Origin of the sequence: Chryseobacterium angstadtii, from assembly GCF_001045465.1 — a bacterium.
In the GTDB taxonomy this organism is placed as follows: domain Bacteria; phylum Bacteroidota; class Bacteroidia; order Flavobacteriales; family Weeksellaceae; genus Chryseobacterium; species Chryseobacterium angstadtii.
Genome location: NZ_LFND01000003.1, coordinates 192359 through 205493 on the forward strand (window position 1 = coordinate 192359; position 13135 = coordinate 205493).

Annotated in this window: 16 protein-coding genes; 4 read left to right on the forward strand and 12 right to left on the reverse strand. The window is 35.5% G+C overall.

The window, feature by feature from the left end; genetic code table 11:
• The first annotated feature begins 44 nt into the window (after positions 1-44).
• From ACM46_RS09100 to ACM46_RS09115, 4 genes are all read left to right on the forward strand, one after another.
• Positions 45-818: an XRE family transcriptional regulator gene (locus tag ACM46_RS09100; protein ID WP_048506340.1), complete on the forward strand. Its 774-nt coding sequence runs from the start codon at positions 45-47 to the stop codon at positions 816-818.
• 121 nt (positions 819-939) lie between these two features.
• Positions 940-3369: an ATP-binding protein gene (locus tag ACM46_RS09105; RefSeq protein ID WP_048506341.1), complete on the forward strand. Its 2430-nt coding sequence runs from the start codon at positions 940-942 to the stop codon at positions 3367-3369.
• A gap of 77 nt (positions 3370-3446) precedes the next feature.
• Positions 3447-3830, forward strand: a complete 384-nt coding sequence (locus ACM46_RS09110) for a hypothetical protein (protein WP_048506342.1) — start codon at positions 3447-3449, stop codon at positions 3828-3830.
• Positions 3831-4104: 274 nt separating this feature from the next.
• A complete protein-coding gene (locus tag ACM46_RS09115; protein ID WP_048506343.1) occupies positions 4105-5148 on the forward strand; it encodes an IS110 family RNA-guided transposase in 1044 nt (347 codons plus the stop codon).
• An 86-nt stretch (positions 5149-5234) separates the two neighbouring features.
• On the opposite strand, the gene arsB is transcribed toward ACM46_RS09115, so the two are convergent.
• The 12 genes from arsB to ACM46_RS09170 all read right to left on the reverse strand — a co-directional run bounded on the left by arsB (position 5235) and on the right by ACM46_RS09170 (position 13132).
• Complete coding sequence (gene arsB / locus ACM46_RS09120) at positions 5235-6266, reverse strand: ACR3 family arsenite efflux transporter (RefSeq protein WP_048506344.1); 1032 nt, start codon at positions 6264-6266, stop codon at positions 5235-5237.
• A gap of 6 nt (positions 6267-6272) precedes the next feature.
• Positions 6273-6764, reverse strand: a complete 492-nt coding sequence (locus ACM46_RS09125; RefSeq protein ID WP_048506345.1) for a GNAT family N-acetyltransferase — start codon at positions 6762-6764, stop codon at positions 6273-6275.
• Between the two features lies 1 nt (position 6765).
• On the reverse strand, positions 6766-7377 hold the full coding sequence (locus tag ACM46_RS09130; RefSeq protein WP_048506346.1) for an arsenate-mycothiol transferase ArsC: 612 nt from the start codon (positions 7375-7377) through the stop codon (positions 6766-6768).
• A gap of 15 nt (positions 7378-7392) precedes the next feature.
• Positions 7393-8166: a metallophosphoesterase family protein gene (locus ACM46_RS09135; protein WP_048506347.1), complete on the reverse strand. Its 774-nt coding sequence runs from the start codon at positions 8164-8166 to the stop codon at positions 7393-7395.
• Position 8167: 1 nt separating this feature from the next.
• Positions 8168-9229 carry an ArsO family NAD(P)H-dependent flavin-containing monooxygenase gene (locus tag ACM46_RS09140; protein ID WP_048506348.1) on the reverse strand — a complete coding sequence of 354 codons (1062 nt, stop codon included), beginning with the start codon at positions 9227-9229 and terminating at the stop codon, positions 8168-8170.
• Positions 9230-9276: 47 nt separating this feature from the next.
• Positions 9277-9750, reverse strand: coding sequence for a DUF6428 family protein (locus tag ACM46_RS09145; RefSeq protein ID WP_048506349.1), 474 nt, complete (start codon positions 9748-9750; stop codon positions 9277-9279).
• Between the two features lie 56 nt (positions 9751-9806).
• A complete protein-coding gene (locus tag ACM46_RS09150) occupies positions 9807-10373 on the reverse strand; it encodes a hypothetical protein (RefSeq protein ID WP_048506350.1) in 567 nt (188 codons plus the stop codon).
• Positions 10374-10377: 4 nt separating this feature from the next.
• Complete coding sequence (locus ACM46_RS09155) at positions 10378-10704, reverse strand: ArsR/SmtB family transcription factor (RefSeq protein ID WP_048506351.1); 327 nt, start codon at positions 10702-10704, stop codon at positions 10378-10380.
• Positions 10705-10928: 224 nt separating this feature from the next.
• Positions 10929-11135, reverse strand: a complete 207-nt coding sequence (locus ACM46_RS23635; RefSeq protein ID WP_073060390.1) for a GDCCVxC domain-containing (seleno)protein — start codon at positions 11133-11135, stop codon at positions 10929-10931.
• The gene (merTP, locus tag ACM46_RS09160; RefSeq protein ID WP_048506352.1) at positions 11135-11737 is read right to left on the reverse strand and encodes a mercuric transport protein MerTP; all 603 of its coding nucleotides are present in this window, start codon (positions 11735-11737) and stop codon (positions 11135-11137) included. Before merTP ends, ACM46_RS23635 begins: the two co-directional genes overlap by 1 nt.
• Positions 11734-12108, reverse strand: coding sequence for an ArsR/SmtB family transcription factor (locus tag ACM46_RS09165; RefSeq protein ID WP_048506353.1), 375 nt, complete (start codon positions 12106-12108; stop codon positions 11734-11736). The genes merTP and ACM46_RS09165 overlap by 4 nt, the downstream gene beginning before the upstream one ends.
• Positions 12109-12334: 226 nt before the next feature.
• Positions 12335-13132, reverse strand: coding sequence for a cation efflux transmembrane domain-containing protein (locus ACM46_RS09170; RefSeq protein ID WP_048506354.1), 798 nt, complete (start codon positions 13130-13132; stop codon positions 12335-12337).
• Positions 13133-13135 lie beyond the last annotated feature (3 nt).

The following is a 13135-nucleotide window of genomic DNA, read 5'->3' on the forward strand; positions in this document are numbered from 1 at the left end:
ATTTCCCAAGATGGTTTATATTTGTTGGGAAAAATATTCCCAAAATGACATTACAAACTTTTTTGGCCGACAACATCAGGTATTTACGGATGCAGAAAACGCAGCTTTCACAAGAGAAAATAGCCGAGGCCATAGGTATAACAAGAGATCGCTATTCTAAATATGAGAACGGAAAAGTTTCTCTTCCTCTGGAAGTACTTGTGGCGCTTTCTAAATTTTATCATTTAAGTACCGACTTACTTCTTACCGTTGACCTTAGAAAATATAGGTTAGAAGAAATGGTCAATTTACCTGACAACAGAATCCTACTTCCTATAAAAACCGACGAGATGGGTGAAAATAAAATCGAGATTGTTCCATTCAAAGCTTCAATGGGCTATCTTATGAGCTATGCAGATCCTGACTATATAGAGTCCTTACAAACTATGTCTCTGCCGTTTCTTCGAAATGGAAAATATAGAGCCTTTCCAGTAGAAGGTGATTCTATGCCACCTCATAAAGACGGTGCTTATATAATCGGAAGGTATATAGAATCACTGAATGACATTAAGATCGGGAAGACATATATTTTTTTAACACATGAAGGAATTACCTATAAAAGATTATCGGCAGTACAACCGACCGCATTGGAGGTTATGGCCGACAACTCTTTTTATAAGCCATACAATATTCTTTTGAAAGATCTTTTGGAGGTTTGGGAATTTACGTCGAGTATTGCTGTCGAGGAATCACAACAAAATGAACTTCTGTTGGACAACACTACTATTATCAAAATGTTCAATGAAATCAAATCGGATCTTTCAAAATTAACATCGTAATTGAGCGTTTTATATCTTGGAGATCGGATTATAATTAGGGTGAATATATTGGTGAAAAATTGTAAATTGCTTTAATCCCTCAGAACCAACTTTTGGGATCAATTTATACATATTATTAACAATGAATGAAGCTACGTTAGAAGCAAGAATTGATTGTGTACTGCACACAGTATTTCCAACATTCAAGGAGGTAAAAGTAGAACACCAAACCTCATTTACGCTTAAAATAGGACATCACTATATCCCATTAGATTCCGGATATTCAGCAAAAAATATTGTACGGGGAATTTCCGACATTATATTGAAAATTGATGGGCAAAATGTGATTCTCCTGGAACTGAAACAGGAGAATGTGGCTATTTCTTCTGGAGATATAGCTCAAGGAATTTCCTACGCACGACTTTTAGATCAGATGCCAGCGATAACATTAATTTCTAACGGAAAGATCAATCGTTTTTTTAACACCTATACCAAAGAAGAAATTATTACCGATAGTGTAGATTTTGGGATGATAAATGAGTGCATCAAGGATTCTTTCGCCCTGGCAGCAAATGATTTCAAGGATGCCGTAAATCTCCTGTTGAATAACGATCCAGAATTATTCGCTCATGTTATTAACCAGATAACCCAACAAAAATTTTTACGATTGACGGGAGAAATTGGAGATTTAACCAAGCCTATATGCCCAGATTTTGTGATTGACCGCAGCATTCTAGCAGAGGTGATTGAAGCATTCGACGATAAAACCTCTTTGATAGGCGTACAAGGCCAGGCATTCAGCGGAAAAACAATGTTGCTCTACCAATTCTTCAGTAGGTTGAATTCACAGGAAAATTTTGTCTTCTATCTGGACTGTCATGACCATAACTATTCAATTTATAGACAACTAGCCAATACCTTTACAAAAAACTCCGGTATGCGTGTGAGTGACGAACAGATCAGGGAATGGTTACATTCTTCACTGAGGGTGGGTAGTGAGAATAGGTTCTATTTGTTGCTTGATAACTTCAACGAGAGTATCTCCAATGTTATTATGGACGAAATCATTGAGCTAATTGACATTTTTGATGATGGACACCATCGAATCCTTTATACGGTAGACGAATTCAATTTACAACAGTTAGCCTATGTACCTTTTAAAAATTATAAAACTGTTATAGGCGAGAAAAGTAAAATTATAAAATTAGATGCGCTCGACGACGATGAGTATTTTCAGGCAAATGAAATAATGTTTGATAAATTCAAGTTGGTTATTGAAAATGGAGGACATTATGCAGCTGAATATAGAGAACCACGTATTATTAGACATTTAATTTCTCTGTATAAAAATGATGCCCTTGTCGAAGGGCAATATGATAAGATCCAGCCGATACCTGATGTTTACCTTTTAAAGCTCCTTACAAACAACCAAACTTATTCGCAAGAAATTCACCGTCTGATGTCAATGATGGCAGAATGCTTTATGGAAGAAAATAATTTGCGGAAACAAAACTCAGATCTTAATGTGGCTGCATCGTTAAGTGGTTCTATTACGATTGATATATTTAAACGGAAATATAATGACCATTACGAGGGACTGATAAAATCTTCCATAACGGTGATCAGGCATTTTCGGAACAATGGTTTTAGTATACTATACCCCAAACTTCCTGAACTATTAGCCAATTATTGTATTCCAATAATTTCACGCCTTCTCGCGGAAGATTCTGAGACCAGAGATATTGATCAAAATCTCAATTATTTTAGCGAATTGACTATGGCAGTTCCATATTGCGATATTGTGGGAGCCGCTGTACTGATGGAGATTTCTCAAACAAAACCAAAATTGTTTTCAGATCTTATCAACAGAATGCTAAAAGTAGAGCCAAAAAAGGAAGTGATTTCTGATCAGTCAAGATTACTTTTATTTGATGAAAACGCAGGTCACATCGACATCGATTATGAGAAAAAAAAATATGGAAATGAAGGTTTGTTGATCGCAGATTTTTTTCCTTTTGCGGTACTGTCGCAATTGGCTCCGTTCCCAATGGGCGATGAAAATCATTGTGAAAATTCAGATCTGACCCCTTACAATTTTCATCTGACCTTTATTCATAAAATTGCTTCATCCCCTATATTTATCCACAGGGCAGATCGTAGATCTTTGTTGAATATGAAATCCTATGAAAGCTACGAATGGGAAGGGATCGGACAGATTATAAGCGGTAAGGAAGGCATAATCGAACCCATAGTTCAGGCCATACGGAAATGCTTTCTTTTGATACCAAACGAGATGAAATTATTATACCAATTTGGTTTAAAGGAAAAGAATTTCAATCTACTTTACAGGATCTACTTGGCCCTTCATGGTTTAATCAATATTGGAGACACAGATATAGCAGAAAAAGCCCAGACTTATGTTAGAATTTTTCACAGGTTCTTCGCCGAATTTATGGCTGAGTATTTCGGTAAAAACCTTGGAGATAGTAAACAGCAGGATGAACTTTATAATAGCCTGCTGAAACTGAATATTGATCAGGAACTTGATCGACTATTCCTGAATGATGAATAAAATATAACAAGGAATATCAAATTGAAGCAGCAAAAAAATAATCGTATATTAGATCATAACAATCAAGGACATCTATCATGAAAAGCATTGAATTTCATCAACCAGAATTTCTTTTTTGCGAAAAAAGCATTCAGGATTACGAGAATGACGGTGAGCTTGTGTCCCAGAAGGCGGACTCGTTACTGGACGGGTACTATATTGAAGATGAAAGAACCTGGGTCTATCACCTAAAAAGCGAATCACTGATCGAGTTCCTGTATATGAATGGACGGGAGCCCCAAAATTTTACATCAAGACATAAGGACTTTGTATATAAGACTGAAAATTACACGGGATTTTTTGTTATAAGTAACGCGAAGAATCTTGGACAGGACGAGGACATGGTACTTGATAGAGCCTGGGAATTTTTAAAGGCTAAATTCAATTGGGAAGATACCTACTTTGAACTCGAAATAGAATAATGGAAGAAATTAAAAGCTACATATTTTAATCAGCCGACGTTCTTTTGCTTCTCCTATGTTTGTATAATTATAATCTAAGTGAAGAAGAGTGAGAGTAGATTTTGCTTTAAATAGCCATACGGTATATTCGGGAAAAGAAACTACCTCCTCTTCTTTACCTTTTAGAATCTGAACAGAATGTAAGGAATGCACTCATTATCAAGAGTCGTATAGCCAGTATATCCACTCAGGAGAAAAGATGACGAAAGGTTTTCACTTATCTAAAACAAATAAGATGAAGGTATTATTAAAACAAACGGTAGGCATTGATGTGGCACAAAACGAATTGGTGGTATCACTTGGCCGAATGGATGAGCATCTCAGTATAGAAGTTTATGCTTATAAAGTATTTGCAAATACCAAAAAAGGTTATTCAGCTCTTGTATCGTGGGTCAATAAGCAGACATCGACCTCAACAGAGATACGGTATGTAATGGAAGCGACAGGTGTTTACCATGAATCCCTGGCATACTATCTATACAATGTTAAAAAACAAGTCAGTATCGTTTTACCGAATAAGATCAGCAATTATTCGAGAACACTAGACATAAAAACGATAACGGACAAGAGTGCATCACAAGCCATTGCGAGATTTGGTTTGGAAAGACAATTGGAAGTTTGGGAACCTCCTTTAAAAATATACAATGATTTGAAGCAACTTTGTCGAGAGCGTGAACAGTTGATACAGGAGCGTACAATGTTAAAAAATCAACTGCATGCTGACCATACTTCTGAAACTTCAAATGCCAGTTCAGTGAAGAGAACAAAAAAGAGAATATCCATAATAGATCTGCAGGAAAAAGAAATACGTGAAGAAATAGCTGTACTTATCAAAGGAGATCACGTTTTAGCGGATAAGATGACAATAGTATCTTCTATTCCGGGAATAGGAAGCCTAACAGCTGTAACAATTATAGCCGAAACAAATGGCTTTGAGTTGATAAAAAATAAACGACAGTTAGTCAGCTATGCAGGATTGGATGTAAAAGAAAAGACGTCTGGAACTTCAGTGAAATCGAAACCCCGAATCTCCAAGCGGGGTAATCGCTATTTAAGGAAGGTAATGCATTTTCCTGCTCTAGCTGCAATCAGAACCGACGGAAGGTTCAGAGAGATTTTTTTAAGATTAGTTTCAAAGCATGGAATTAAAATGAAAGCTGTTGTGGCCATTCAAAGAAAACTATTAGAGTTGACTTTTATTTTATGGAAAAATAATTCATATTATGATCCGCAATTTGTAGATTATTCCATAAAATTAAAAAGAGGGAGGTCGATTTAAAACTTATCAGTTCCAAATCGACCTCCCTATAATTTATTTAAAAGGTTTTAGATTATACTACTACCCCTGAATTTTATTGCATTATCTTAAGAATAGTATTTTTTCTTCAGCCACAGACTTGCTCTGACCAGTAGTATGAGTACAGGAACTTCCACTAAAGGTCCAATGACACCAACAAAAGCTTGTGGAGAATTAATACCAAATACAGCAATCGCAACCGCTATGGCCAGCTCAAAATTATTCCCTGTCGCTGTAAAGGCAATAGATGCATTTTTGTCGTAAGGTACTTTTAAGGATTTGTTTACAAAGAAACTAACGAAGAACATTAGGATAAAATAGATTATCAATGGTATGGCAACTTTGATTACGTCCATTGGAAGCTCTACGATTTTTTCACCTTTCAAGCTGAACATTAAAACAATCGTGAATAACAAAGCATACAATGTAATCGGGGAAATTCTTGGAACAAATTTTCTATTATACCATTCGATCCCTTTTGACTTTACTAGAATGTATCTGCTTAAGAATCCGGCTAGAAAAGGAATACCAAGATAAATAAGTACACTTTCTGTAACATCTTTCATGGATACGCTGACATTGAAATTAGCAAGACCTAATTTACCAGGCAGAACATTGATAAATAACCAGACAAAAAAACTGTAGGTAAATACCTGAAAGATACTGTTTAAAGCTACCAGAAGAGCAGCATATTCTCTATTTCCTTTTGCTAAATCATTCCATACGATGACCATAGCGATACATCTTGCTAATCCGATAAGGATTAATCCTATCATATAGTCTGGCTCATTTCTCAAAAATAAAATGGCTAGAACAAACATTAAAATTGGTCCTATAACCCAATTTAGCAATAGTGAAATACTAATTACCTTTTTATCCTTAAAGGCAGTCGGTAAAAGGGAATAGTCCACTTTAGCTAGTGGAGGGTACATCATTAAGATCAATCCAATTGCTAATGGGATATTGGTTGTACCCATGGATAAGGAATCTGTTACCTTTGAAATACCAGGGAATAAGAAACCTAAGCCCACGCCGATGGCCATAGCAAGAAATATCCATAAGGTTAGGTATCTATCAAGAAATTTTAATTTTGGTTGCATACTATTTTAATTTAATCCTATTGTTTTACTTCTTCTTTCCATGATTACTGTGTCACGCCAGGTATCTCCAAGCTTTCCGATTTTTTCACGGTGACCTATTATTCTAAATCCCGTACTCTTATGAAGAGCTATTGGAGCTTCATTTTCTGGAAACATTCCACTTTGTAATGTCCAAATTCCATGGATCTCACTTTCCGTTATCAATTTTGTCATCAGGGCTTTTCCTATTCCTTTTCCTTTGTGGTCATTGGAAATGTAAATGCTCACTTCAGCCACTCCGCCATATACACAGCGATCACTAACCGCAGATAACGCTGCCCATCCCACTATGATATTGTCAATGACAGCAGCAAAACGGCTATGCTCTAATTTACTTTTGTCCCAATCTTCCCAATTGGGAACTGAGGTTTCAAAAGTCGCATTTCCAGTTTCAAGGCCCTGTCTATAGATTTCAGCAATTTCCCTAAACTGTTCTTTACCAAATGAAATTATATCCATATTATTTCTTTAATTGTGAAAAGACATAAAGCATTTCTGATGCTATCTGTAAACTTCTTTCTGCGTAGACCTGAGTTTGTTCCGGGGTATTGTCAGAAGCTTTGGGATCATCGTATTTTATTGGAAATCTATCCTCTGCTCCAAACACAATCGGACAGCCTTCATCCGCATTATTACAGGTCATAATTGCTCCGAATTCATTTTTTGGATTAAAGTCATTGTTATATTCTTTGGAGAAACAGATTACAGCAGCTTCATTTTGTGCGTACTTTACTGCATAGACAGGGTTTTCGTTCTCGCTAAGTTTTTGGATCTGAAAACCTTGGTTACTTAACGTTTCTGCTACTTTCGGAAACATCGCTGTTGCCTCAGTGCCACCTGAATAGCAATATACGTTCTTAACGTCAAAATGATAAGCCATAGTCTGCGCCCAGATCTGCGATAAATGACTTCTTCTACTGTTATGGGTACAGATGAAATTTAAACGGATCGTCTGGTCAGTTTCTATTTTCCTCTGCACATAATCAACTAAAGGTTGCAAAACTATTTTTCGTTCTTCTGATATCGTACCAGCTGAGAGTGCTTCGATATTTTTTACAAGTGTTTGGTTCATTTCTAAATTCTAAAATTAATAGCCTCTTCTTAAATTTTCTGCATATTCATTAGGTAGTGGGCTGTTTTCAACTGCTTGTGCCGCTTTTTCAATATCATAATCAAATCGAATAAATTCAACTTTGATACTGTCTTTATTAAGCACAGAACTATTGTCATTGATCGTTAACATAACATAGCCTCCCCGCACATCATTATCTTTTGGTTTTCCAACAGAACCGATATTAACTGCATGGCGATAATGCGGAAGATCCTCAGTACCTGAATTTAAAATGCGATGATATGGCTTATGGGTATGTCCAAAACACATAATATCCGCATCCGCTTGCTCCATGATCCTGAGCATGCTTTTTTCCTCCCGGTCTTCAAACAGATATTCATTGATTTTTCTTGGGCTGCCATGTACTAATAGAAGATTTAATTTGTCTTCATTAAGCTGGAACTCAACTTTGATGTGTGCAGGAAGTGTTCGCAGATAGGAGCGTTCATCGTCCATCATAATGGAGTTTGTAAAAGAAATGGAAATGTTACCATTGTCTTTTTCACCGTCAGTTTTATAGGCACAACCACATTCGTTGCTCATACGCCCAATGCCAAAATCATAATTTCCGGCAATGGTTGGTATTTTCCTCTTCCGGATCTCATTGACCACCTCGTTGGGCCAAATATTGTAACCTACAAGATCTCCTAAACAGTAAATACTATCCGGATCACGGAATTCGACATCTTTAAAGAAAGCTTCCAGTGCCGGTAAATTTGCGTGAATATCACTGAATAATGCAATTTTCATTTTAGTTTTGTTGGTTTAAAAATTCTTCGATTTCAGCAATGGTCTGTTTTGCTATTCTGTTTACCCCTATTAATGTTGCAGAGGCGTAACCAGTCCAGTTGCCATATCCTACAAGCCATAGTCCGGTCACTTCTAAGGACTTGCTTTCTGTAGTTTTTGCAATGCCCTTTTCATCCGTTTCTATAAGTGATTTAAGATAAGAGGTATTGTAACCGAAACCTGTGCACCAAATAATAGCATCAAATTCCTCTTTTTCACCATTATACCAGATTACCCCTTTATCGTATAGCTGATGGAATGTACCACTTGATACAAATACGCCTCTTTGTTTAGCCTCCTTAACGGTTGGAACCATTACGATATTACCTAAATTGTATTGCGATGAATCAAACGGTTTTCCTTCTTTTTCCGCCTTGTATCGGGCAGAGGCAACAGTGAATAAATAATAACCATCTACATCATCAGGTAAAAATTCAGGCTCCTTTTTGGTTGACCATTTTACAGTGGTAACTTTTGAAAGCTCTGCAACAATCTGTGCGCCTGAATTACCTTCGCCTACTACTAATGTTTTCAGTCCGATAAATTTTTCAGGGTTCTTATATTTTCCCGAATGTATCTGTAAACCTTTATAATCTTCTATTCCATCAATCGTTGGAATAAATGGATTCTCCCAAGTTCCGGTTGCTGAAATAACTGTTTTGGTTTTAAAAATCCCTTGAAGAGTATGAACGTAAAATAAACCTTCATTTTTTTTAATTTCAGTAACTTCAGTACTCCTTTGAACATTCAGTTGATAATGGTCTTCATACTTGCCCAAGTAATCAATTACTTCTTGTCTTAGCGGAAACTGATGTTCAGATTTAGGCATTAGCCAACCCGGTAATGAACTGTATTCTCTGGGAGAAAAAAGAGTCAGACTATCCCAGGTATGGAGCCATGCACCACCTGGAACAGCCTGTTTATCCAGTATAATATATTTCAGTTTTGCTCGTCTCAGATAATATCCACAAGCTAAGGCACTCTGTCCCCCTCCAATAACAATAACATCAAAAATTTCTTCCATCGGATTTTAATACTGTTTAGAAGTTATATATTACATTCTTCGGATAGTTAGCAACAACCACCTCCGGGTGTACATGTATTGCTCTGATTTACCGTTAACTCAGAAAGGTTTTTCTTTTGCTTTTCTGATGGAATACCACAAGCGTCCTGGGCAAGGCATGCTGTTGTTTTGCTTTTCAACACAAATGTTTTTCCGTTAAACTCCAGATCATATTTACCGATGGTATCACTTTGATATTCAACTTCGATCTCCGAATCTTCGATTCCTAATTTCTCCTCAGAAAGTCTGATAATGTTTAACAACTTACCTGGTTTTAAACGATGTTCATAATCATCCGCATTCCAAAGCTGAAAGTTTACAGCTTTTTCGTCACGGATTACACCACCACAGTCAATGAACTTTTTATTGATCTGACCAACTTCTGTAACATGGAAATGTTCAGGTACAAATGTTCCATTTTCTAACTGAAATTCAACATTTTCTAATGTTGGAAGAATTTCTTTGATTTCTGATAATTTCATTGTTTTAATATTTTATAGTTATAATGCAATATTGCGATATTTGTTGACAAATTTTTTTAACAGCATTTGAGCTGTATCTTTTTAAAGTAATAATTGAATTTCGGACTATAAACCATAATATGCAAAAGGCTTATGATAATTGCACCCGGTAAAAGATTCAATGCTATGATCTTGAAAGTTTGATAGTTTTCTATCTGCTGAAAATTTTCAGTTAAACTGATGCCATCAGCATTTATATTTATTTTAATCACTAAAAAAACAGCGATAGCCGCGAAGTGGAAACCATTTACCAAAAGGTGAACAATATATTCCCATCTTGGCAACCCTCCCATAAATGCTCTACTATCTTTTTCAACATAGGCATCGACCAACAAGGTGATAATATCAACTGCAATCAAAATGCAGCCTAATAAAAACAAATTGTTGTTTTCAATATTGATGAATAGAGAGATTAAAATACCCGTAAATAATAAGGCTCTTATTGTATGTGTAAGATGTTCAAAACGACTTTCTTCATGTTGATAGAGGCGATATTTATATAGGTGTAAGAATACACCATCAAATACTGCCAGTAGTGAATAGCTGATCAATAATATCGATGATATAATGAAAGCAATTTCCATTTTCTTAACAACATTTTTGGTTAGTTACCGTAAAGATTATTTTTGAAAAATACTCTTTCAATATGTCAAAAGTATTTTCGTCAATACAATAACAAACTGAATTACCTTCAATGCTTCCTTTTATCAATCCTGCGTTTTTCAGTTCTTTTAAATGTTGTGATACAGTTGGCTGTGCTAACGGTAATTCATTCACAATGTCTCCAGTTATACAAGTATTGACCTTCAACAAATACTCGATAATAGCAATTCTAGCAGGATGTCCCAAGGCTTTAGCAATAACCGCTATCTGGTTCTGGCTTTCAGTAAAATGCTCTGTTTTTGTAGCTCCCATGTCATAATTATTATATTGCAATATTACGATATTATTTTTGATATAAAAAGATAATGATGATATTTTTTTATATGTTACCGCAAACCTTAAATATAAAAAAAGGGATAATTTAAATTGTTTCTTTGAAGTTTAAGTGAAAGAGGCTGCGTTTGTCATTATAATTTACTCCTTGTTTTTATCCAAGAATTTGTAATTGTATCTAGGTTTAAATAAATACCCAGAGATTAACAGCATTTTTTATTTTCTTGAATTGGCGGACACTTTACAGAGCCGAAACTACAATATACGCAACAATCACCCTTGAGAGGTTTTAAAACTCTCTTGCACTTTTCACATTCGTAAAAATATTGGCAGGCGTTTGTTGGCATTGTTTCCTCTTTCTTGTAACCACAGTCTGGACAAGTTATTATTGTTTGTAACTTTATTTCCATTACGATATAGTTTTACTATTTATTGCTTTATATCCTGTTGAATTGATAGCATTTTCAATTTCCGTGATACTTGTTTGTTTACTGTCGAACTTAACAATAGCGTTGCCCTTTTCATAAGATACTACAACTTCGACAATTCCTTTTAGTCGGTTGATCTCTGTTTTAATATGTTGTTCACACCCAGAACAAGTCATTCCTTTAATAGCAAACTCAACTTTCTGAATCTTGGAAGTCTGAGTTATAATAGTTTTACTTTTAGTCTGGGAAAAAAATATGTGAGAATAAATTGGAAACGATAAAAGTAAACCCGCAAAGACGGTAACAATTCCTAAAAATGAACTTGTCTGCATAAAATTTGGTTTTTCAGTTACTTCACAATTACAATCTATTTTCCTTAGCGGTTTCAATTTTTGATACCATGCAAAGCCAAGCACTAAAATTGTTAAACCGATAAAATATGGACGGAAAGGTTCAAGCCAGGAAAAAGTTGAAGCAAGACCACTTGTTCCAGCTATAAGCGCCAAAACAGGTGTTATACAACACAGAGAAGCTGCAATAGCTGTTAAAAGTCCAGTACCGATAAGTTTTTTATCCGTTTTCATATTGTTTCTAAAACTTTATTATCAACTAGTATTTTAAAAAATGGATCCAGCAATTTTTCGTACTCTTTTGTCAATGAGTAAAAAATGGTTTGTGCTTCTCTTTCTGTTATGATTAGCTTTCGGTCTTTAAGCTTTCGTAAATGCTGGGAAACTGCTGAAATTGTCATATCTAGTATATCGCTTAAATCACATACACAAAGTCGTTTTTCTTCATGTAGAAGAAACAAGATTTTCAGCCTTACATTATTTCCCGCTAATTCAAGTCCACTTGATAAATAATCAAAAGGGTCTTGGAGTTCTAAAACTCGATTTTTACAGCGATTGATCTGTCTAATATCCGCCCGTTGTCTTATGCACGAATTATTTTCCATCTTGCAAATATAGCTAAATTTATTATTTAAGCAAGTGCTTAAATAATGATTGAAATGTTTTAAGAATTGTTCGGATTATAATACAGAATCTATTGCTCAGAAAAAGATACAGTGGATACCTACCTTCTTTACATTCCGATTTTTTTGAACTTTTTAAGAGATATTTTTTTCTAATGGATAAAAGTAAAAAAGCCGAATAGATTAGTATTCGGCTTTTTATAAGATATTATTTTGCTAGTTTCATAATAGAAAATGCGCCACGTATTACAATTGCGAAGACTACCGTTCCAACTATCAGGTCTGGTATTCGGGAAGAAGTAACATATACCAAAATTCCTGCAAGGATAACACCTATATTTATAATAACATCGTTTGAGGTAAAAAGCTGGCTGGCTTTAATATGAGCATCATCACTGTTTGTACGACGGAGAATGATCAATGAAGCAGCATTACCCATTAAAGCTAAAAGGGATATCGTAATCATTGTTGAAAACACAGGTGTTTCTCCATATCCCATAAATCTGCGTATGACTTCGAAAAATCCTAAAACAGCCAAAATAAGCTGTAAATATCCGCTTACCTTTGCAATATTCTTTTTTCGCATAATTGATCCACCCACTGCCCATAGGCTAAGTCCATAAACAAGTGCATCGGCCAGCATATCTAAGCTATCGGCTACCAGTCCCATTGAATTTGAAATAAAACCTGTAATGATTTCCAGACCAAAGAAAAAGGCATTGATCAGTAGAACAAGCCACAATAATTTTCGCTCTTTGCGCTCATCTTTTTGAACTGGATTATGATCAAGTGAATCGACGGAACCGATATAACTGTCCTTGAGATTCAGTTCACTGATAGCCGCCTTGATCTGTTCCATGTTATCCAGATGGTATACTTCCAATTTCCTGGCTGCCAGATTAAAATCCAATCTGGATATGCCTGTAATCTCACTAAGTTTCATACGGATCATCTGTTCCTCGGCAGAGCAGTCCATTCGCTTAATTTCGAAAGTCGACTTCTTCATCGC